The following is a 21021-nucleotide window of genomic DNA, read 5'->3' as shown; positions in this document are numbered from 1 at the left end:
CGGCCCTTTACGAAACTCAAGGCAAAAAAAACCCGACCTCGCTAAAAGCGTCAGTCGGGCGGGAGCACTCAGGAGCAAAAAGTGCAAAGGGAGGTTCGATACGCGTACTTGAAGGGTTGCGTGGAGCTATCTAAACAGCGGGCGATTATCTGACGATTAACATCTCACGCCACTTGGGCGAGCAGTGCCTTGGCCTGGTTCACGCCTTTTTCCTGGAAGTCACCGCCCAGGTTCACCCCTTCGGCGTGAATGAAGGTGACGTCGTGGATGCCGATAAAGCCCATGACCTGACGCAGGTACGGTTCCTGGTGGTCGGTGCTGCCGCCGGCATGAATGCCGCCGCGGGCGGTCAGCACAAAGGCGCGCTTGTCGGTCAGCAGGCCCTGGGGGCCGGTGGCGGTGTACTTGAAGGTCACACCGGCACGCAGCACATGGTCCAGCCAGGCCTTTAGAGTGCTGGGAATCGCGAAGTTGTACATCGGTGCGGCCATCACCAATACGTCGGCGGCCAGCAGTTCATCAGTGAGTTCGTTGGAGCGATCCAGGGAAGCCTGTTCGAGCGTGCTGCGCTGTTCGGCAGGTTTCATCCAGCCACCCAGCAGGTGGGCGTCCAGGTGCGGCACCGGGTTGATGGCGAGGTCACGTACGGTGATCTGATCAGCCGGGTGAGCGACTTTCCATTGGCTGATGAATTGTTGGGTCAGTTGGCGGGAGATTGAGTCCTGCTGACGGGCGCTGCTTTCGATGATCAGAACACGGGCCATGATTATGTAAGCTCCATCGGTGAATGCTGTAAGGCGATGGAGTGAAGGTTAATCAGAGCCCGTTCGATTAAAAAGCGTAAAAAATTGCTATAACCCATCTAGAAATTTGTTTATAAGCGGAGTATTGCTGTAGGCGTCCTCCGCTTTTGCCTTATTTCGGTGCGCAGGTCAGCTGGATACGCATCTTGATAATGGCACGGCTGAAATTGACCGTGGTGTTGGTGGTTTTCCCTGCCGCGACCGTGACCTTGCGGGTACGCGGCGCTTCCGGACCATTGGTAAAGCGTACCTTGCACTCCGCGTCATTGGGGCCGTAGTTGGTGAGTTGGATCGAACTGATATTGCTGTCGACGTCCGACGCGCTGTAATCGATCTTCACGCCCTGAATGTCTTTCGTCACATCGGTACTGAATGCAAACGCACTCAACGGCAGCAGCGCCAGCAGCACACAACAGAATTTTCTCATTCGGCAGTCTCCAATAAGGACCGCCAGCTTAGGACAAGAGGAGCTCATCTTGAAAGCGCCCCGCGTTACCCTTGATCAATGGCGCACCCTGCAAGCCGTGGTGGACCATGGCGGCTTCGCCCAGGCGGCCGAAGCGCTGCACCGCTCGCAATCCTCGGTGAGCTACACCGTGGCCCGCATGCAGGATCAACTCGGCGTGCCGCTGCTGCGCATCGACGGGCGCAAGGCGGTGCTCACCGAAGCGGGTGAGGTGCTGCTGCGCCGCTCCCGGCAACTGGTGAAAAACGCCAGCCAACTGGAAGACCTGGCCCACCATATGGAACAAGGCTGGGAGGCCGAGGTGCGGCTGGTGGTCGACGCGGCCTACCCCAACGCCCGCCTGGTGCGCGCCCTCACCGCCTTTATGCCGCAAAGCCGTGGCTGTCGGGTACGCCTGCGCGAGGAGGTGTTGTCCGGTGTCGAAGAGCTGTTGATGGACGGCATGGCCGACCTCGCCATCAGCGGGTTCATCATTCCGGGTTACCTCGGTACGGAAATGAGCGACGTCGAATTTGTCGCCGTGGCCCACCCCGAACACCCGCTGCACCAACTGCACCGCGAACTGAGCTTCCAGGACCTGGAAAGCCACATGCAGGTGGTGATCCGCGACTCCGGCCGCCAGCAGCCACGGGACGTTGGCTGGCTCGGCGCCGAGCAGCGCTGGACCGTCGGCAGCCTGCCCACCGCCGCGACCTTTGTCAGCAGCGGCCTGGGCTTTGCCTGGTTGCCCCGACACCTGATTGAACGCGAACTCAAGGAAGGCCTGCTCAAGCTACTGCCCCTGGAACGAGGTGGCAGCCGCAACCCGACCTTCTATCTTTACTCGAACAAGGACAAACCCCTGGGCCCGGCCACGCAGATTCTTGTCGAATTGCTGCGCACCTTCGACACTGCCCCACTGGACGCGCCGTTCGCCGCACCGCAGCAAGCCTGAACAAGGAGTTCCCATGGCTTATTTCGAACATGAAGGTTGCACCCTGCATTACGAGGAATATGGCCATGGCGCGCCGCTGATCCTGATCCACGGCCTGGGCTCCAGTTGCCTGGATTGGGAGCTGCAAGTGCCGGTACTGTCACAACACTACTGGCTGATCGTGGTGGATGTGCGCGGTCACGGACGCTCCGACAAACCCCGGGAGCGCTACAGCATCGCCCGCTTCACCGCCGACCTGGTGGCCTTGATCGAACACCTGCAACTGCCCCCGGCCCACGTGGTCGGCTTGTCCATGGGCGGCATGATTGCCTTTCAACTGGCGGTGGATGAGCCACAAATGCTCAAGAGCCTGTGCATCGTCAACAGTGCGCCCCAGGTCAAGGTTCGCACGGCCGGCGATTATTGGCAGTGGGCCAAGCGCTGGAGCCTGGCACACATCCTCAGCCTGAGCAGCATCGGCACGGCACTGGGCACTATGCTGTTTCCCAAGCCCGAACAGGCCGAACTGCGGCGCAAGATGGCTGAGCGCTGGGCAAAAAACGACAAACGTGCTTACCTCGCCAGCTTCGATGCGATTGTTGGCTGGGGCGTACAGGAACAACTTTCGAAAATCTCCTGTCCAACCCTGGTCATCAGCGCCGACCACGACTACACCCCCGTGGCGCAGAAAGAAATCTATGTAAAACTGCTGCCCGATGCGCGGCTGGTGGTGATCGAGGATTCCCGCCATGCCACGCCGCTGGACCAACCCGAACACTTCAACAATACCCTGCTCGATTTTCTCAAGACAGTCGAAACCACAACCCAGGATCACTGACCCATGCTGAAAAAAATCGCCTTCTTTGCCGGTTCCGTACTGTTCGCTGCCAACCTGATGGCGGCCGAACCCGCCAAGCCCCCTCACGTATTGCTCACCACCACCAATGGCGACATTGAAATCGAACTGGATCCGGTCAAGGCCCCGATCAGTACCAAGAACTTCCTGGCCTATGTCGACAAAGGCTTCTACACCAACACCATTTTTCACCGGGTAATCCCGGGGTTCATGGTGCAGGGCGGTGGGTTCACGTCACAAATGTCGCAAAAGCCGACCGACGCACCGATCAAGAACGAAGCCAGCAACGGCCTGCATAACGTGCGTGGCACCCTGTCGATGGCACGTACCAACGACCCGAACTCCGCCACCAGCCAATTCTTCATCAACGTTGCGGACAATGCCTTCCTCGACCCGGGCCGTGATGCCGGTTACGCGGTGTTCGCCAAAGTGGTCAAGGGCATGGACGTGGTCGACATCATCGTCAACTCGCAAACCACCACCAAACAGGGCATGCAGAACGTGCCAATCGATCCTGTCCTGATCAAGTCGGCCAAGCGCATCGACTGAAGGCTACAGGGAGTTTCGCGCGGTGCCCGCAAGGCACCGCGCGCATTTGAACAGGAGAGCCCGCCGCGCGGGCGTCATACCTAATGCTCTATCGTCGTTTTGAACAACTGATCGACATCTTCCGCGACGCTCCCAGCGCGGCCCCTCCCGATAAAGTCCTGCCGTTCTACATCTATTACCTGCGCCAGGTATGGCCGTGCTTTGCCGCCTTGCTGGTGGTGGGCCTGATCGGCGCGCTGATCGAAGTGGCGCTGTTCAGCTACCTGAGCCGCATCATCGACCTGGCCCAGGGCACGCCGCCCGCCAACTTCTTCCAGATCCACGCCAATGAGCTGATCTGGATGGCCGTGGTCGCCCTGCTGCTGCGCCCGATCTTCGGCGCCCTGCATGACCTGCTGGTGCACCAGACCATCAGCCCCGGCATGACCAGCCTGATCCGCTGGCAGAACCACAGCTACGTGCTCAAACAGAGCCTGAACTTCTTCCAGAACGACTTCGCCGGGCGCATTGCCCAGCGCATCATGCAAACCGGCAACTCCCTGCGCGACTCTGCGGTGGCCGCCGTGGACGCGATCTGGCATGTGGCGATCTACGCCATCAGCGCCCTGGTGCTGTTCGCCGAAGCCGACTGGCGCCTGATGATCCCGCTGATTACCTGGATCATTGCCTACAGCCTGGCCCTGCGGTACTTCGTGCCACGGGTCAAGGAGCGCTCGGTGATTTCCTCCGAGGCACGCTCCAAACTGATGGGGCGCATTGTCGACGGCTACACCAACATCACCACCTTGAAGCTGTTCGCTCATACGAATTACGAGCAGAACTACGCCAAGGAAGCCATCGTCGAGCAGACCGAGAAAACCCAGCTGGCCAGCCGCGTCGTGACCAGCATGGACATCGTGATCACCACCATGAACGGCCTGCTGATTGTCTTCACCACCGGGCTGGCCCTGTGGCTGTGGACCCAATCCCTGATTTCAGTGGGCGCCATCGCCCTGGCCACCGGACTGGTGATTCGCATCGTCAACATGTCCGGCTGGATCATGTGGGTGGTCAACGGCATTTTCGAAAACATCGGCATGGTCCAGGACGGCCTGAAAACCATCGCCCAGCCGCTGGCAGTGACCGACCGCGAGAATGCCCCGCGCCTGGAAGTGCCCCATGGCGAGGTGCGGTTCGATCAGGTGGACTTCCACTACGGCAAGAAGAGCGGAATCATCAGCGGCCTGAACCTGGACATTAAACCGGGTGAAAAAATCGGCCTGATCGGTCCGTCCGGCGCGGGTAAATCCACCCTGGTCAACCTGCTGCTGCGCTTGTACGACCTGCAAGGCGGACGCATCCTGATCGACGGCCAGAACATCGCCGACGTCGCCCAGGAAACCCTGCGCGAACAGATCGGCATGATCACCCAGGACACCTCGCTGCTGCACCGTTCGATCCGCGACAACCTGCTGTATGGCAAGCCGGACGCCACCGACGAAGAGCTTTGGGCCGCGGTGCACAAGGCCCGCGCCGACGAGTTCATCCCGTTGCTGTCGGACGCCGAGGGCCGCACCGGCCTGGACGCCCACGTCGGTGAACGCGGGGTCAAACTCTCCGGCGGGCAACGCCAGCGGATCGCCATCGCGCGGGTGCTGCTCAAGGACGCGCCGATCCTGATCATGGACGAAGCCACCTCGGCACTGGATTCGGAAGTGGAAGCGGCGATCCAGGAAAGCCTGGAAACCCTGATGCAGGGCAAGACGGTAATCGCCATCGCCCATCGGCTTTCTACCATTGCCAGAATGGACAGGCTGGTGGTGCTGGAAAAAGGCCAGATTGCCGAAAGCGGCAGCCATGCCGAATTGCTCGCACACGGCGGTTTGTATGCCCGACTGTGGCAACACCAGACCGGCGGGTTCGTCGGAATAGACTGATTCCGTTGGTTAACTGCACCCTCAATTCCGAACAATTCTGACAGTTTTCTCCATCTCACTGGTCTTGCGACACAATCCTGCTGTACTCCAATCAGGCCCCAGGAGGGCCCTGATTTAAGGCAGCAGGGAAGCGTCACAGACCCGTTAATCAGATAGAGCAATCTACTAAGGATGTGTTCATGTCACTGTTCAAGCGTTCCGTTACGGAAGGACTGGGTACGTTTTGGCTGGTGTTGGGTGGCTGCGGCAGTGCGGTACTGGCCGCATCGTCGCCTGTCGGGATCGGCGTGCTCGGTGTGGCCCTGGCGTTCGGGCTCACGGTACTGACCATGGCATTTGCCATCGGGCACATCAGCGGTTGCCACCTTAACCCGGCAGTGTCAGTGGGGCTGGTAGTGGGCGGAAGATTTCCGGCCAGGGAGTTACCGGCGTACATCATCTCCCAGGTCATCGGCGGCATCGTCGCCGCTGCGTTGTTGTACTTCATAGCCAGCGGCAAGCCAGGGTTCGAACTGGCCTCGGGCCTGGCGAGCAACGGCTACGGCGAGCATTCACCCGGTGGTTATTCAATGGCGGCAGGCTTTGTGTGTGAGCTGGTGATGACGGCGATGTTCGTGCTGATCATCCTCGGCGCCACCGACCGCCGCGTGCCGGCGGGTTTCGCGCCGATCGCCATCGGCCTCGCATTGACGCTGATTCACCTGATCTCGATCCCGGTCACCAACACCTCGGTCAACCCGGCCCGCAGTACCGGCCCGGCGCTGATTGTCGGCGGTTGGGCGCTCCAGCAGTTGTGGATGTTCTGGCTGGCGCCGATCCTCGGTGCAGTGATCGGCGGCATTACCTATCGATGGTTGGGCACGGAAAAAACCGCCTGAGCCCAACGGGTTCAGCCCTGCCGGTAAGGCAGGGCTGACCTCGCCAGTGCTCTATCAGCCTTGATGTGCCTGCATATACTGGCGCAGCAACTGATTGATGCGCGTCTGATAGCCAGTCCCTTGCCCCTTGAACCACTCAAGAACGTCAGCATCCAGACGGATAGTAACTGCCTGCTTGACCGGCACACGCAATTCGGCACGACGGAAGAAGTCTTCTCCCAACTCGGGAATGTCGCTGGTATCGATCTCCCGATCGTCCATCTTAGCCAGGTGCTCCCAGTCAGTTTTCGATGCTTTCGACATAGTATTTGGCCTCCTGTTTGGTTGCTTTTCGGGCGGAAATAATGCGAATTACGTCACCCCGCCTCTCGGTGTATACAACTACACCTACCAGTAATTTTATCCAGCCAATGCTGACCCAGCGTTCTTCGTCATAATCCGTCCGAGTATCACGTTGTGACAATATTGGATGTTGAAAAATATCCGATACGTCGTTGAAGTCTATGCCGTGCTTGCGGATGTTTACTTGGTTTTTGGATTCATCCCACTCAAAACGCATGGTGCATCCTGTATTTACTTTTGTACATACACTATAGCGAAGTGCTCCCGCCCTCGGCACCTGCCAACCGATCAGTGGTTCAGCCCTGCCGATAAGGCAGGGCTGACCTCGCCTCCTCGGCGTACGCCAGGATCCCCACGCTTTCGCGCTCCAGGAAATCCGCCACCGCGGTCTTCAATCCCGGATGGCGCAGGTAATGCCAGGAGTGTGTGATCACTGGCTCAAACCCGCGAATCAACTTGTGCTCGCCCTGGGCTCCCGCGTCAAAACGCTGCAGGCCATGGGCAATCGCGTAGTCCATGCCTTGATAGAAACACGTCTCGAAATGCAGTCGATCGAACTCCGCCAGGCAGCCCCAGTAACGTCCATAAAAGCTGTCGCCACCGATCAGACTGAAGGCCATGGCCACCGGCCGTGAGCCTTGCTTGGCCAGCACCACGCGAATCGCCTCGGGCGTGCGCTCGGCCAGCAGGCTGAAAAAATTCCGGGTCAGGTACGGCGATTGTCGGCGGATGGCGTAGGTGTTGGCGTAACAGGCATAGACAAAATCCCACTGCGCCTCGCTCAACTCATGGCCTTGCAACCATTCGAACTCAATCCCCTGCCCCGCCACCTGCTCACGCTCCTTGCGCATCTGTTTACGCTTGCGCGAACTCAGGGCGTCGAGAAAATCCTGGAAGTCGCGGTAACCGCGGTTCTGCCAATGAAACTGGCAGCCCAGGCGTTGCAGCCAACCCGGCTGCTGGGCCAGGGCGGTGTCGGCCAGGGCGTCGGTAAAGTTGATATGGGCACTGGAAAGGCCTTCGATTTCCAGGTAACCGGGCAGGCTTTTAAGCAGTTCGAAACCGTCCTCGGCGCGGGCGGCCAACAGGCGCGGGCCGCTGACCGGGCTGAAGGGCACGGCCGTGAGCAATTTCGGGTAATAGTCGATGCCCGCCCGCTCGCAGGCGTCGGCCCAGCCGTGGTCGAACACGTATTCGCCGTAGGAGTGCCATTTGCGATAGCTGGGCAACGCGGCAATCAGCCGGCCACCTTCATAGTGCAGCAAATGCTCCGGCTGCCACCCGGAGTGCGGGCCGATGCTGGCGCTGTCTTCCAGGGCACTGAGGAACGCATGGCGCAGAAACGGCTGATCAGCGGGGACCAATCCATTCCATTCATCGGGCGCAATCTCGGACAGGTTATTCAAACGTTGTAACGGCATCCCATTCCCCGACGGTCACGGCTTTGTGTAGGAGCGAGCTTGCTCGCGATGGTCGTTAACGATAACGCGAGCATTCTGACAGAACGCGGTGATCTCTGGTTCTTTGCGAGCAAGCTCGCGCCTACAAGACTCGACGCAAAAAAAAGCCCCGCCAAACGGCGGGGCAAACCAAATGAGGAGCGCTTTGACGGATGAAGAAAAAGCGCTTTGGAGCGGTATTGCGGGTTGCTTAGAACACGTACTGCACGCGGGCCACGATGGCGTCGCCGCTGTCGTCACCGGCGGCGTTGACGATTTTGTCGGTCTTGGCCTTGATGTAGTTGGCAGAGATTTTCACCGCTTCGTTGGCGTACCAGTTCACCCCAATGATGTTCAGGTTGGCCTTGGCATCGCCCACTTCCCGGGTGGCGGTGTTGCGCACCACGTTTTTGTCATCCACGGTGATATTGTCGTAGCGGTAGAACACTTCCCACGCGCCGTACTGCTTGTTCTCGGGCTTGATGGTGTCGAACTTGGCGCCGTCGAGTTTGTAGACACGGGATTCGCCGGTCAGGGTGTACGCCACCTGGCCGTAGAAGCCGCTGGCTTTCACGTCCTGATAGGCACTGCTGTCGGCCTTCAGCTTGCGGTTCAGGTATTCGCCCTGCAGGGACAACGGACCACGGGCGAATGCAAATTCGCCGCCGAACACGGTGTCGGTGTCGTAGGCGTCGTTCGCCGTCAGGCTGCCGGAATCCAGGCCCACACCGCCACCAAAGGTCGCTCGGTTGCCGTTGGCACCGGCATCGTTGCCGCCGTTGGTGGAAACGCCACGAACCCCAAGACGTGGACGAATACGCGAGTCGAAGGCCGTGTCTTTCAGGTCACGTACCGCGTAATCCAGGCCCAGGTGCAGCACGTTGCCGGTGTCATGCATCGGTGCGAACACCGCACGGGCGTTGAATTGCTTCACGCCTTTGCCGTTCTTGTCGTTGATGTCCTTGGAAGAAACGCTGGCCGACAGGTAAGCCATGTCACCGACGACCGAACTGGCCTGGATACCCATGCCGTTGGCGTGGGAGTGAATCCAGTCAGCGACTTCATACGCCGCGTTGCGGTCGATGCCGGTCACCCACTTGGAGCTGGTGGCTTTTTCCAGGCCGAAGTCTTCGTCGAAGCGGCCGGCACGGATCACGACAGGCTTGAAGCCGGTGTAGGACAGGGACGCTTCGTCGAAGTAGCCATCATCGGCATTGCCGGAGTTGTGGGACAGGTCGTAGTTGACCTGGTACTTCCAGTCCTTGTAGACGGTGCCGCCGAACTCGATGTAGGCACGGCGGAAATAGGCCGCGTCAGCCGAATCACCATTCTTGGTGTAAAAGCCATCAAACGTACCGTAATCGGCCTGCAAACGACCACCCAGCTTGAAGCTGAAATTCTGGTCGGTGGTTGCAACCTCAAGGCCGCCCTTGGTTTTGACAACGATATCGGCGCCGTCAGTAGTGACAGTACCGGCGAAAGCCTGGGCGGTGACAGCCAGGGCCAAGGCGCTGGCCGCGAAACCGGCGAAGTGCTTGCGGATCATCGAAGAATTCCCCTAATTGATGGTCTTTTGCATGGGTAAAACACGCGGTTTAGAGCCGCTGGTGTTGGGGGGCGATCTTGGCGAGGGGATATTTCAGCCGGGTTGCTGGAACATAAAGATTTTGTTACTCGGGAACTTTTTAATAGCCAATCGAAATAAGCCGAAGCCCTTGTAAATCATGGCTCCAGCGCTAAAAAATGGTGAAAATGCCAGATGTTGCAAAATGTAAAAACACCTGAGAAAAATGAATATTTTTTCATGTTGGTTATTTTTTGAGCAAAAAAAAGCCCGCATCATTTATTGATGCGGGCTTCGTTTCTGTGTGAAAAGTGACGGGTATTACTGGTCGCGGGAACGCTCGGCGGCCAGGCGTTCGGCCAACGCATCAACATCGGCGATGGGCGGCTCGGGCAGGATCTTCAGCGTCGCCTGCATCAAGCGCATCTGCCGGATAAAGCGCCGGCAGTTGGGGCAGAACATCAGGTGATGACGCACCAGCAGACGCTCGCGAAAGGTCAGTTGCCCATCGAGATAGTCACTGGAACGCGCCACTTGTTCTTTACAGGTCAACATTCGCCGGTTTCCTCAAAATGCTCCACCGTGGCGAAGACTTTAAGCCGTGCTCGATGCAGCAGCACACGAACATTGGAGAGCGATAGCGTCAGAAGATTACAAATCTCCTCCAACTCCAGCCCCTGACGTTCGCGCAGCAGCAGTACGCTGCTTTGCAGTTCGGAAAGACTGGCCAACGTGTGCTCCAGGCATTTGCGCAGTTCGTCTTCGGTGAGCAGCGCTTCGGGAGTGTCCTGATGCCAGGCAAACGGCGCGACGGCCCAGTGGCCATCGTCAGGCACAAAGCGGTCATCGCCGATGGTGCCGTGGGGCGACGGCAGGTCATCAAGCAGCACTTCCCGGCGATTTTGCTTGTAGCGGCCTTTGGCCGAGTTGGCCGTGATGGTCAGCAGCCAGGTCTTGAGGCTGGAGCGCCCCTCGAACTTCGCCAGGTTGCGCACCACCGACAGCCAGGCGTCCTGGACCACCTCATCGGCATGACGCTGGCCAACGATGGCATAGGCCACCGCACGCATGGCGCTCTGGTAGGTGGTGACCAACTCCTTGTAGGCTCGCTGCTCACCCTTGAGCAATCGTTCAAGCAGGTGCGCGTCGTCCGCTGCTGCCATTCAAGACCTCGATGTCAAAACATGATCAGCGTTTGCGCAGAATCACGCTACCAATCGAATACCCGGCGCCGAACGAGCTCAGCACGGCCACAGCGCCCTTGGGCAAGTCGTCCTGGTAGGTGTGAAACGCAATCACCGAACCCGCGGAGCTGGTGTTGGCGTAAGTATCGAGGATCACTGGTGCTTCTTCCACCGAAGCCTCGCGGCCCAGCAGTTTCTTGACGATCAGGTGGTTCATGCTGAGGTTGGCCTGGTGCAGCCAGAAGCGCTTCACATCGCCGACATTCAGCTGGTTTTCCGACAGGTGCTTGCCGATCAACTCGGCGACCATCGGGCAGACATCACGGAAGACTTTGCGGCCTTCTTGCACGAACAGCTTGTCTGGGGCACCGATGCCCTCTTCCGCCGCGCGGTTGAGGAAACCAAAGTTGTTGCGGATGTTGTTGGAGAACTGGGTCAGCAGCTTGGTGCTCACCACGTCGAACTGGTGGTCGGAAGTGGCCAGGTCGGCCCGCTCGAGAATCACGGCGGTGGCCGCATCACCAAAGATGAAATGGCTGTCGCGGTCACGGAAGTTCAGGTGGCCGGTGCAGATCTCCGGGTTGACCATCAGGATCGCCCGGGCCTGGCCCAACTGGATGCTGTTGGCGGCGTTCTGGATGCCGAACGTCGCCGAGGAACAGGCCACGTTCATGTCAAAGCCGAAACCCTGGATGCCCAGCGCTTCCTGGACTTCAATGGCAATCGCCGGATACGCCCGCTGCAGGTTGGAACAGGCAACGATCACGCCATCGATGTCGGCAGCGGTCTTGCCGGCGCGCTGCAAGGCTTGCTCGGCAGCACCCACGGCCATCTGGCAGAGGATCGACCACTCGTCGTTGGAGCGCTCAGGCAGGCGTGGCGCCATGCGCTGCGGGTCGAGAATGCCGGCCTTGTCCATGACAAAGCGGCTCTTGATGCCCGAGGCCTTTTCGATGAAGGCGGCGCTGGATTCGGTCAGTGGCTCGACGTCACCGCGTTCGATGGCTGCGGCGTTATCCAGGTTGAACTGTTGCACGTAAGCATTGAAAGACTGCACCAGCTCTTCGTTGGAGATGCTGTTGGCCGGGGTGTACAGGCCTGTGCCGCTGATGACGACGTTATGCACGGTCGTTCCTCTAAATCTGTTCAGGCAGAAGGGTATTGGTACCGTCGTACCAAACCGTAAGTAGTTTTATGCCGCTCAGCGGCCTTCAAACGGGTAACGCTTTATTCCATCGCGCCATGGCTGCGCCAGCCCAATTCGACGATCCCGGCATTTATAACCGCGAAGTTTGCCATAAAGCCTGGGGTTTGGCGCCTATCCCGCACAAACACCTTCCCTGTGGCGAGCGAGCTTGCCACAGTTGCTTGCCGCACGTCGGTCACGCCTCGACCAGGCTCCATTGCTTGCTCAGGCGCTTGTCGGAAATCGGCACCTTGGTGCCCAACTGCTGGGCAAACAACGACACCCGGTATTCCTCCAGCCACCAGCGATACAGCTCCAGCTGAGGGTCGCGCTTGCCTTCCTGGGCGTGCTTGTTCAAGCGGTTCTGATACTGGCTCCACAAGCCACCCAGCTCGGTACTCCAGACCCGATCCTTCTGCACCTGGCTCGGCAGTTTCTCCAGGCGCAACTCGATGGCCTTGAGGAAACGCGGCAGTTCCTTGAACCATTGCGCCGGGGTTTCCCGTACAAAACCGGGATACACCAGGTTACTCAGTTGCTGCTTGATGTCATTGAGAGCCACAGCCTGGGCCAGGTCAATCTTGCCCTTGAAGCGTTTTTGCAGGCCATGCCACAGTTTCAGGATGTCGAGGGTCAAGCGCGCCTGGCGCTCGGCATGTTCGGTCCAACTGCCACGCTTGCGCTCGGCCAAGGCGGCCAGGCCGGCGCCGTCACGCGGCAGGCTGGCTTCGCCTTCCAGCACGCAGCTGTCGAGGCTGGCCAACAGAATGTCTTCCACCAGGGCCTCGATACGCCCCAGCTCGCGGTACATCAGCCCCAACTCGGTCAGGCCGGGCAACTTGCCTCGCAGGAATTTTGCCGGCTCGGCCAGTTGTTGCAGGAGCAAGCGCTGCAAGGCCCGACGGTGCTGGAACTCCGCCTCGGCGGCGGTGGAGAAACGCCCTTCCTTGACCGTGCCGTTTTCTTCCACCAATGCCGGATACACCGTCATCGACAGGCCGGCGATGTTTTGCTGGGTTTTCTCGGCCACCGCTGCAAAGACCTTGGCTTCCACCGGCTGCTGGCTTTTCGCGGTCTGCGGCACGGCCAACGCGGCTTGGCTGGCTTCGGCAAAGCGCGCAGTCAGCTCGGCCAGGTCGCGGCCTTCACCGAGGAACTTGCCCTGGCCGTCGACCACTTCCAGGTTCATCTTCAGGTGGTTTTCCACCTGTTGCGCGGCCTCGGCCCAGGCTTCATCGCTGACCCGAGCCCCGGTCATGCGCAGCAACTCGCGCCCCAAGGCCTGGGGCAACGAGCCTTGGCCAAACTCGATGCGTTGCAGGGCCGCCTTGACGAAATCCGGTACCGGCACGAAGTTCTTGCGCAGGGCCTTGGGCAAGTTGCGCACCAGGGCAATGCACTTGGCCTCAATCACACCCGGCACCAGCCACTCCAGGCGCTCGGGCGGCAAGGCCGGCAACAGCGGCGCCGGCACGCGCAAGGTCACGCCGTCCCGAGGATGGTTGGGTTCAAAGTGATAACTCAAGGCCAGGGCGAGGTCGCCCAGGTGCAAGGTGTCCGGGTAATGGGCGGCGGTGACTTCACTGGCCTCGCGGGCCAGCACGTCTTCTTCGCGCATGATCAACAGTTGCGGGTCTTTCTGGCTGTTGACCTTGTACCAGCTGTCGAAGGTCGCAGTCTGGTGGATCTCGGCCGGGAGGCGCGCATCGTAGAAGGCGTACAGGGTTTCCTCGTCCGCCAGGATGTCGCGCCGGCGGGCCTTGGCTTCCAGCTCGTCCAGTTGCTCCAGCAGTTGCTGGTTGGCCGTCAGGCAGCGGGCCCGGGACTGAATCTCGCCGCGCACCAGGCCCTCGCGGATAAACAGCTCACGGGACGTCACCGGATCAATCGGCCCGTAATGCACCGGCCGGCGCCCGACGATGATCAACCCGAACAGGGTGATCTGCTCAAACGCCACCACTTGGCCGCGCTTCTTCTCCCAATGGGGTTCAAAGTGGTTTTTCTTGATCAGGTGCCCGGCCAGCGGCTCGATCCAGTCGGCGTCGATCTTGGCCACCATCCGTGCATACAGCTTGGTGGTTTCCACCAGTTCGGCGGTCATCAGCCACTGCGGGCGCTTCTTGCCGATGCCCGAGGAAGGGTGAATCCAGAAACGCCGCTGGCGCGCGCCGAGGTAATCGCCCTCTTCAGTCTTCTGCCCGATCTGGCTCAGCAGGCCGGACAGCACCGCCTTGTGCAGTTTCGGGAAATCCGCCGGCTCCTTGTTGACGGTCAACTGCATGTCGCGGCAGATCAGGCTCAACTGGCGGTGGGAATCACGCCACTCCCGCAGCCGCAGGTAATTCAGGAAGTTCTTGCGGCACCAGTTACGCAGCGGGCTGGCGGTCAATTCCTGGCGCTGCTCTTCAAACCCACGCCACAGATTCACCAACCCGGCGAAGTCCGAATCCGGGTCCTTCCACTGTGCGTGAGCCTGGTCGGCGGCTTGCTGGCGTTCCGGCGGACGCTCGCGCGGGTCCTGGATCGACATGGCACTGGCGACAATCAGCACTTCCTGCAAGCTGCCGAGCTTGGCGGCTTCCAGCAACATGCGGCCCATGCGCGGGTCCACCGGCAAACGCGCCAACTGGCGCCCCATCGGGGTGAGCTGGCTGTTACGGTCGACGGCGGACAACTCTTGCAGCAAATTGAAACCGTCGCTGATGGCCTTGCCATCCGGCGGCTCGATAAACGGGAAATCGGTGATCTCGCCCAGGCGCAGGTGCAGCATCTGCAGGATCACTGCCGCGAGGTTGGTGCGCAGGATTTCCGGGTCGGTAAATTCCGGACGCCCGATAAAATCTTCTTCGCTGTACAGGCGTACGCAAATGCCCGGTTCAACCCGCCCGCACCGGCCTTTACGCTGGTTGGCGCTGGCCTGGGAAATCGCCTCGATCGGCAAGCGTTGGACCTTGGCCCGGTAGCTGTAGCGGCTGATGCGCGCGGTGCCGCTGTCGATCACATAACGAATACCCGGCACGGTCAGCGAGGTTTCCGCGACGTTGGTCGCCAGCACCACGCGCCGGCCCGGATGGGACTGGAAAATCCGCTGCTGCTCCGCCGGCGACAAGCGCGCATACAGCGGCAGGATTTCAGTGTGCTTGAGCTGGGCCTTGCGCAGCATGTCGGCGGCGTCGCGAATCTCGCGCTCGCCGGGCAGGAACACCAGCACATCGCCGGGGCTCTTGCGTTCGCTGCGTTCAAAGGCGGCGATCTCATCAAGGGTGGCGAGAATCGCCTGGTCGACAGTCAGGTCGTCCTCGACGCGGTTGCCCTCTTCGTCCTGCTCCAGGGTCAGCGGGCGGTACCAGGTTTCCACCGGGAAGGTGCGGCCCGACACCTCGACAATCGGCGCATCGTCGAAGTGCTTGGAAAAGCGCTCCAGGTCGATGGTCGCCGAGGTAATGATGACTTTGAGGTCCGGACGACGGGGCAGCAGGGTTTTCAGGTAACCCAGCAGGAAGTCGATGTTCAGGCTGCGCTCGTGGGCTTCGTCGACGATGATCGTGTCGTAGCGTTCGAGGTAACGGTCGTTCTGGGTTTCGGCCAGCAGGATACCGTCGGTCATCAGCTTGATCAGGGTGTTGGAATCACTCTGATCTTCAAACCGCACCTGGTAACCCACCAGCGCGCCCAGCGGCGTCGCCAACTCTTCCGCGACCCGACTGGCCACGCTGCGCGCTGCAATCCGCCGCGGCTGGGTATGACCGATCAAGCCGTATTGCCCGCGGCCGATCTCCAGGCAGATTTTCGGCAACTGGGTGGTTTTACCCGAGCCGGTCTCACCGGCAATGATCAGCACCTGATGCTTGAGCAGCGCCGCCTTGATTTCGTCGCGCTTGGCGGCGATCGGCAGGCTGTCGTCATAGCGAATCACCGGCAGGCTGGCACGCCGCGCCGTCACCTGGGCGCAGGAGGCCTGCATCCGCGTCACCCACTGCGCAAGTTTTTCCTCATCGGGTTTCTTGCGCAGCTCAAGCAGTTGCCGCCGCAAGCGGTGGCGGTCGGCGAGCATGGCGTGATCGAGGTTTTTCAGCAGTTGGTCGATAGCGGGCGCTTGGTCAGTCATCAGGTACGCAAAGGTCGTCTATGTAGGCAGGGGGCGGATTGTCGCAGAAAAGCGCCGCCACGCGCGCCCCTCATTCATTTTCCAGGCCCTTGCGCCGGTAAGGAAACACATCGATCACTTTGCCGGCGCGAATCGCCTCTTGCAGGCCTTTCCAGTAGTCGGCGTTGTACAACTCGCCGTGCAGTTCGTCGAACAGCCGGCGCTGGCCGGCATCGGCAAACAGGAACGGCGGGAACTCCTCCGGGAACACATCCAGCGGGCCGATGGAATACCAGGGCTCGGAGGCCATTTCATCTTCCGGAGTACGCGGCGCCGGGATATGGCGGAAGTTGGCCTCGGTCAGGAAACAGATTTCGTCATAGTCGTAGAACACCACGCGACCATGGCGGGTGACGCCAAAATTCTTCAGCAACATATCGCCGGGGAAAATATTCGCCGCCGCCAGTTGCTTGATCGCCAGGCCGTAGTCTTCCAGCGCTTCGCGCACCTGGGCTTCGTTGGCGTTTTCCAGATAGAGGTTGAGCGGGGTCATGCGCCGCTCGGTCCAGCAGTGGCGGATCAGCACCGTATCGCCTTCCACTTCGACGGTGCCGGCGGCGACTTCAAGCAACTCGGCCAGGCATTCGGGCTCGAACTTGCTCAACGGAAAACGGAAGTCGGCGAACTCCTGGGTGTCAGCCATGCGCCCTACCCGGTCGACACTTTTCACCAGCCGGTACTTCTCGATCACGGTGGCGCGGTTGACGTTTTTCGACGGTGAAAAGCGGTCCTTGATGATCTTGAACACGGTATTGAAGCCCGGCAGGGTAAACACGCTCATGACCATGCCGCGCACGCCCGGGGCCATGATGAACTGGTCGTCGGTGGTGGCGAGGTGGTTGATCAGTGCCCGATAGAATTCGGATTTGCCGTGCTTGTAGAAGCCGATGGAGGTGTACAACTCGGCGATGTGCTTGCCCGGCAGGATGCGCTTGAGGAAGCCGATAAACTCCGCCGGCACCGGCACGTCCACCATGAAATAGGAGCGGGTGAACGAGAAGATGATCGACACGTCGGCTTCGTCGGTGATCAGCGCGTCGATCTGGATGCCGCGCCCTTCCCGGTGCAGCAGCGGGATTACCAGCGGCCACTGTTCGTCGCGGGTGTAGATGCGTCCGACGAGGTAAGCGCCTTTGTTGCGGTACAGCACCGACGAAAACAGTTCGACATTCAGGTCCGGGTCTTTGCAGACCCAGTCCGGCAGGTTTTCGCGCAATTGCGCTTCCAGGCGGCGCAGGTCGGCGGGCAAGTCGGCGTAGGGTTCGCTGAAACGGTAGTCGGCGAAAATCTGTTCCAGCATGCCCGCCAGCTTGCCGCCCGGCTTGTAGGTGCGGGTTTGCGCCGCCCGGGCGCGGCGCAGGCTGGGCCGGGTGGTGTGAATGAACATGCAGCCGTCGCTGATCAGGTCATGACTGAACAGGCCGCAGAACGTCGAGTTGTACCAGGTCTCGGACAGCTCATCGTCAAACCGCAGGTCGATCAGGCTGATGTAGGCGCTTTTCACCAGCGGCCAGGCGGCAATGTCGAGCAGCACGGCCTCATCGAAGGCCGCCCGCAGCCGCGCCGTGACTTCGCTGACCTTGTCTTCATACAGGTTGATGCGCGCTGCCGAAGCCGCCTGCCCTTGCTGCCACTGCGCCTTTTCGAAACGCTCCCGGGCGCCATCGGTGATCTGGCGGAAGTGCTCGCGGTAGTCGTCGAAGCCGTCGAGGATCATCTGCGCAATGTCGAGGGCGGGCGTTTGCTGCGGCATTTGGGAAACCTCTGCGGGCATTTGGAGTGAGCTGAGCTTAGCCAGTGTGCAGGGACAGGAGAAGGGACATTTTCCGTTCAGACTTGTACGGGTTTGTTCATTTTGTACATTTATTTTCAATTTTATTAATTCGACCATTTGGTCAATAAAAAACCTTCCAAGTCATCCTTGCCAAGTTAAACGTTTCATCTGAAAGCCTTTAGCCACGGGCCTCCCTCGGGTGCCCCTTGGAAAACCCGAGTATTTGCTCTAGCACGCTGGACCTCACGTTCCTTGAGAGCATTGGATCCAACGTAAGGGAAACCCTTATTACCTTACGTGATGGCTCTTTGCTATATAGCGCGCCCTCTCCCACCTAACAAGGTCAGAAGACCGATCCGGGAACAGGTTCTAATCGCCCAAGGAGCATTGAGATGTCATTGAGGAATATGGGGATCGGTCTGCGCGCCAGTCTGAGTTTTGGGGTGTTGGCCAGCCTGTTGATAGTGGTCGGCCTGTTTGGCCTGGGACAGATGGCCAAGCTGCGGGAAAGCGCGCTGATCATCGAAGAGTCGTGGATGCCGAGCATTGAAAACATTCACGACAGCGCCGCCTATGTCGCCAGCATCCGCCTGGAAGCGTTGCGCTTGCTCACCACCGATGAGTCCCGGGTGCGTGACAACAGCAAAAGCCTGATCACCCGCCAGCGCAGCGACCTGGAAGAACTGCTCAGCCGCCACGAAACCCTGCTGAGCAACGAGCAGGAACGCGACCTGCTCAAGCAGTTGAAAGCCAACGTTGCGACCTACATGACGATCGTCGCCCAGATGATTCAACTGGTCGACCAGGACCAACAGCAAAACGCCATGGACTTGCTCAATAGCCGGCTGGCGCCCCAAGGCATGGTCCTCAATAAAAGCCTGGAAGACATGATCACCTTCAATCAAAAAGGTGTGGAAGACGCCGCAGAGTCGGCAGCCCAGATGTACACCAGCGCCCAATGGGTGGTCGGCAGCATCATCGTCACCGCCCTGCTCGCCACCTTGTTGCTGGCCTGGCTGCTGACCCGCAGCATCACCGCGCCCATCGGCCAGGCACTGACGGTGGCCCGCACCATCGCTTCCGGCGACCTGAGCCGGCCGATTGTTGTGGAAGGCAAGGATGAGCCGGCGCAACTGCTGACGGCCCTGGCCACCATGCAGACCAACCTGCAAGACACCATCCGTGGCATCAGTGAGTCGTCGCAGCAGTTGGCCTCGGCGGCGGAAGAGATGAGTTCGGTGATGGAACAGAGCACCCGCGGCCTGCAAGCGCAGAACGATGAAATCGAACAGGCCGCCACTGCCGTGACGCAAATGAGCGCCGCAGTGGATGAAGTGGCGGGCAATGCGGTGTCCAGCGCCGAAGCGTCCAAGGCCTCCGACGAAGACAGCAAACACGGCCACTACCAGATCAGCGAAACCATCAGCTCGATCCAGAACCTGGTGGACGAGGTGCTCGGGGCCTCGACCAAGGCCGAGGGCCTGGCCGTGCAGGCCCAGGACATCAGCAAGGTGCTGGAAGTGATTCGCGGGATTGCCGGGCAGACCAACCTGCTGGCACTTAATGCGGCAATTGAGGCGGCCCGCGCAGGCGAGGCCGGTCGCGGTTTTGCCGTGGTGGCGGACGAAGTGCGCTCCCTGGCGCAACGCACCCAGGACTCCACCGAAGAAATCGAGCAGATGATCAACGGTATCCAGCAAGGTACCCAGGACACCGTCGGGGCCTTGAACAGCAGTGCCGAACACGCCGGGCAGACTTTGCAGCGGGCCAATAGCGCCGGCAGCGCGCTGGAGAAAATCACCGCAGCGATCTCGCAGATCAGCCAGCGCAACCTGGTGATCGCCAGCGCCGCCGAGCAGCAAGCACTGGTGGCCCGAGAAGTGGACCGCAGCCTGGTGAACATTCGGGACCTGTCGACACAAACCGCCGCCGGTGCCACCCAGACGTCGGCGGCCAGCCAGGAACTGTCGCGGCTGGCGGTGGACCTCAATGGCTTGGTGACGCGCTTCGTGCTGTAAAACATGTATTAGCGATTGTGTCAGACAGGTCCGTGGGCAACACTTCCGCCCTTATCAAACAGGAGTGTTTCCGTGAGACCTGTCGACACCCTGCACCTGTTGGTGCTGGCCGCTATCTGGGGCGCGAGTTTTTTGTTCATGCGAATTATCGCGCCGGAAATCGGCACCCTTCCTACGGCATTTTTCCGGGTGTCGATTGCCGCCACCGGCCTGCTGGTGATCCTCGCCATGATGCGGGTGAACTGGGATTTCCAGGGCAAGTTCAAAACGGTCCTGTTACTGGGCGTGATCAACTCGGGCATTCCCGCGACCATGTATTCGGTGGCGGCCCAAGTGCTGCCGGCCGGTTACTCGGCGATCTTCAATGCCACGACGCCACTGATGGGCGTGCTGATTGGCGGGCTGTTTTTCAGTGAGCGCCTGACGCCGTCGAAAATTGCCGGCGTGTGCCTGGGGCTGTTCGGCGTTGGCATCCTGACTCGCGCCGGGCCGGTGGCCTTCGACCTGGAACTGCTGATGGGTGCGCTGGCGTGCCTGTTGGCGACCACCTGCTATGGTTTTGCCGGCTTTTTGGCACGGCGCTGGCTCGATCAACAGGGCGGTTTGGACAGCCGCCTCGCGGCCTTGGGCAGCATGCTCGGGGCCACGCTGTTCCTGCTGCCGCTGTTTGCCTGGAGTGCCATCAGCCATCCACCGGCCAGTTGGGGTGGCTGGCCTGTGTGGTTGTCGTTGCTGGGGTTGGGGCTGGTATGTACGGCGTTTGCCTACATCCTGTACTTCCGCTTGCTGACCTCCATCGGCCCGGTGAAGTCGATGACCGTGACCTTCATGATTCCGCCGTTCGGGGTGTTGTGGGGTGCGTTGCTGCTGGATGAGCCGCTGTCCATGGCGCATCTGTATGGCGGGTTGTTGATTGCGGGGGCGTTGTGGCTGGTGCTTCGGCCAGGGAAATTGGCCGGGAAGCTGTAGGAGCGTTTCGGCTCCTA

Annotated in this window: 18 protein-coding genes; 7 read left to right on the top strand and 11 right to left on the bottom strand. The window is 60.2% G+C overall.

Annotated elements, in window-relative coordinates:
• Nucleotides 1–164: 164 nt before the first annotated feature.
• Both LIY45_RS01075 and LIY45_RS01070 read right to left on the bottom strand, forming a co-directional pair.
• On the bottom strand, nucleotides 165–764 hold the full coding sequence (locus tag LIY45_RS01075) for an FMN-dependent NADH-azoreductase (protein ID WP_017479154.1): 600 nt from the start codon (nucleotides 762–764) through the stop codon (nucleotides 165–167).
• A 151-nt stretch (nucleotides 765–915) separates the two neighbouring features.
• Nucleotides 916–1230, bottom strand: coding sequence for a hypothetical protein (locus LIY45_RS01070; RefSeq protein ID WP_026078195.1), 315 nt, complete (start codon nucleotides 1228–1230; stop codon nucleotides 916–918).
• 49 nt (nucleotides 1231–1279) lie between these two features.
• Here LIY45_RS01070 and LIY45_RS01065 point away from each other — a divergent pair, with 49 nt between their 5' ends.
• From LIY45_RS01065 to aqpZ, 5 genes are all read left to right on the top strand, one after another.
• Nucleotides 1280–2203 carry a LysR family transcriptional regulator gene (locus LIY45_RS01065; protein ID WP_003210710.1) on the top strand — a complete coding sequence of 308 codons (924 nt, stop codon included), beginning with the start codon at nucleotides 1280–1282 and terminating at the stop codon, nucleotides 2201–2203.
• 13 nt (nucleotides 2204–2216) lie between these two features.
• Nucleotides 2217–3020 (top strand): alpha/beta hydrolase, encoded by an 804-nt coding sequence (locus LIY45_RS01060; protein ID WP_226475039.1) that lies wholly within the window; start codon nucleotides 2217–2219, stop codon nucleotides 3018–3020.
• A 3-nt stretch (nucleotides 3021–3023) separates the two neighbouring features.
• Nucleotides 3024–3587, top strand: coding sequence for a peptidylprolyl isomerase (locus LIY45_RS01055; protein WP_226475038.1), 564 nt, complete (start codon nucleotides 3024–3026; stop codon nucleotides 3585–3587).
• An 83-nt stretch (nucleotides 3588–3670) separates the two neighbouring features.
• Nucleotides 3671–5503, top strand: coding sequence for an ABC transporter ATP-binding protein (locus LIY45_RS01050; protein ID WP_226475037.1), 1833 nt, complete (start codon nucleotides 3671–3673; stop codon nucleotides 5501–5503).
• 179 nt (nucleotides 5504–5682) lie between these two features.
• Nucleotides 5683–6381: an aquaporin Z gene (aqpZ, locus tag LIY45_RS01045; RefSeq protein WP_226475036.1), complete on the top strand. Its 699-nt coding sequence runs from the start codon at nucleotides 5683–5685 to the stop codon at nucleotides 6379–6381.
• Nucleotides 6382–6435: 54 nt separating this feature from the next.
• Here the strand turns inward: aqpZ and LIY45_RS01040 are convergent, their stop codons facing one another.
• The 9 genes from LIY45_RS01040 to aceK all read right to left on the bottom strand — a co-directional run bounded on the left by LIY45_RS01040 (nucleotide 6436) and on the right by aceK (nucleotide 17996).
• The gene (locus tag LIY45_RS01040) at nucleotides 6436–6684 is read right to left on the bottom strand and encodes a BrnA antitoxin family protein (RefSeq protein WP_226475035.1); all 249 of its coding nucleotides are present in this window, start codon (nucleotides 6682–6684) and stop codon (nucleotides 6436–6438) included.
• Nucleotides 6662–6940: a BrnT family toxin gene (locus tag LIY45_RS01035; protein WP_226475034.1), complete on the bottom strand. Its 279-nt coding sequence runs from the start codon at nucleotides 6938–6940 to the stop codon at nucleotides 6662–6664. Before LIY45_RS01035 ends, LIY45_RS01040 begins: the two co-directional genes overlap by 23 nt.
• Nucleotides 6941–7019: 79 nt before the next feature.
• Entirely contained in the window at nucleotides 7020–8144 is a 1125-nt protein-coding gene (locus LIY45_RS01030; protein WP_226475033.1) for a GNAT family N-acetyltransferase, read from the bottom strand.
• A gap of 229 nt (nucleotides 8145–8373) precedes the next feature.
• Complete coding sequence (locus tag LIY45_RS01025; RefSeq protein WP_017479162.1) at nucleotides 8374–9708, bottom strand: OprO/OprP family phosphate-selective porin; 1335 nt, start codon at nucleotides 9706–9708, stop codon at nucleotides 8374–8376.
• 339 nt (nucleotides 9709–10047) lie between these two features.
• Complete coding sequence (locus LIY45_RS01020; RefSeq protein WP_003210701.1) at nucleotides 10048–10281, bottom strand: zf-HC2 domain-containing protein; 234 nt, start codon at nucleotides 10279–10281, stop codon at nucleotides 10048–10050.
• On the bottom strand, nucleotides 10275–10889 hold the full coding sequence (locus tag LIY45_RS01015; RefSeq protein ID WP_017479164.1) for an RNA polymerase sigma factor: 615 nt from the start codon (nucleotides 10887–10889) through the stop codon (nucleotides 10275–10277). Before LIY45_RS01015 ends, LIY45_RS01020 begins: the two co-directional genes overlap by 7 nt.
• A 25-nt stretch (nucleotides 10890–10914) precedes the next feature.
• Nucleotides 10915–12036: a beta-ketoacyl-ACP synthase III gene (locus LIY45_RS01010; RefSeq protein ID WP_226475032.1), complete on the bottom strand. Its 1122-nt coding sequence runs from the start codon at nucleotides 12034–12036 to the stop codon at nucleotides 10915–10917.
• Between the two features lie 256 nt (nucleotides 12037–12292).
• Complete coding sequence (gene hrpA, locus LIY45_RS01005) at nucleotides 12293–16204, bottom strand: ATP-dependent RNA helicase HrpA (protein ID WP_226475031.1); 3912 nt, start codon at nucleotides 16202–16204, stop codon at nucleotides 12293–12295.
• 70 nt (nucleotides 16205–16274) lie between these two features.
• A complete protein-coding gene (aceK, locus tag LIY45_RS01000; RefSeq protein ID WP_017479167.1) occupies nucleotides 16275–17996 on the bottom strand; it encodes a bifunctional isocitrate dehydrogenase kinase/phosphatase in 1722 nt (573 codons plus the stop codon).
• 413 nt (nucleotides 17997–18409) lie between these two features.
• Between aceK and LIY45_RS00995 the strand changes: the two genes are divergently transcribed.
• Nucleotides 18410–20035 carry a methyl-accepting chemotaxis protein gene (locus LIY45_RS00995; protein WP_226475030.1) on the top strand — a complete coding sequence of 542 codons (1626 nt, stop codon included), beginning with the start codon at nucleotides 18410–18412 and terminating at the stop codon, nucleotides 20033–20035.
• A 72-nt stretch (nucleotides 20036–20107) separates the two neighbouring features.
• Entirely contained in the window at nucleotides 20108–21004 is an 897-nt protein-coding gene (locus tag LIY45_RS00990; protein ID WP_226475029.1) for a DMT family transporter, read from the top strand.
• Nucleotides 21005–21021 lie beyond the last annotated feature (17 nt).

The organism is Pseudomonas sp. MWU16-30323 (assembly GCF_020515595.1).
Lineage (GTDB): Bacteria > Pseudomonadota > Gammaproteobacteria > Pseudomonadales > Pseudomonadaceae > Aquipseudomonas > Aquipseudomonas yamanorum.
This window is presented reverse-complemented; position numbering and strand designations above follow the sequence as displayed.

Coding starts and splice junctions, on each gene's coding strand:
- LIY45_RS01050 (WP_226475037.1), top strand. CDS start 3,671: ATGCTCTATCGTCGTTTTGAACAACTGATCGACATCTTCCGCGACGCT.
- LIY45_RS01035 (WP_226475034.1), bottom strand. CDS start 6,940: ATGCGTTTTGAGTGGGATGAATCCAAAAACCAAGTAAACATCCGCAAG.
- hrpA (WP_226475031.1), bottom strand. CDS start 16,204: ATGACTGACCAAGCGCCCGCTATCGACCAACTGCTGAAAAACCTCGAT.
- LIY45_RS01025 (WP_017479162.1), bottom strand. CDS start 9,708: ATGATCCGCAAGCACTTCGCCGGTTTCGCGGCCAGCGCCTTGGCCCTG.
- LIY45_RS01020 (WP_003210701.1), bottom strand. CDS start 10,281: ATGTTGACCTGTAAAGAACAAGTGGCGCGTTCCAGTGACTATCTCGAT.
- aqpZ (WP_226475036.1), top strand. CDS start 5,683: ATGTCACTGTTCAAGCGTTCCGTTACGGAAGGACTGGGTACGTTTTGG.
- LIY45_RS01055 (WP_226475038.1), top strand. CDS start 3,024: ATGCTGAAAAAAATCGCCTTCTTTGCCGGTTCCGTACTGTTCGCTGCC.
- LIY45_RS01075 (WP_017479154.1), bottom strand. CDS start 764: ATGGCCCGTGTTCTGATCATCGAAAGCAGCGCCCGTCAGCAGGACTCA.
- LIY45_RS01040 (WP_226475035.1), bottom strand. CDS start 6,684: ATGTCGAAAGCATCGAAAACTGACTGGGAGCACCTGGCTAAGATGGAC.
- LIY45_RS01070 (WP_026078195.1), bottom strand. CDS start 1,230: ATGAGAAAATTCTGTTGTGTGCTGCTGGCGCTGCTGCCGTTGAGTGCG.
- LIY45_RS01030 (WP_226475033.1), bottom strand. CDS start 8,144: ATGCCGTTACAACGTTTGAATAACCTGTCCGAGATTGCGCCCGATGAA.
- LIY45_RS00995 (WP_226475030.1), top strand. CDS start 18,410: ATGTCATTGAGGAATATGGGGATCGGTCTGCGCGCCAGTCTGAGTTTT.
- aceK (WP_017479167.1), bottom strand. CDS start 17,996: ATGCCGCAGCAAACGCCCGCCCTCGACATTGCGCAGATGATCCTCGAC.
- LIY45_RS01015 (WP_017479164.1), bottom strand. CDS start 10,889: ATGGCAGCAGCGGACGACGCGCACCTGCTTGAACGATTGCTCAAGGGT.
- LIY45_RS01060 (WP_226475039.1), top strand. CDS start 2,217: ATGGCTTATTTCGAACATGAAGGTTGCACCCTGCATTACGAGGAATAT.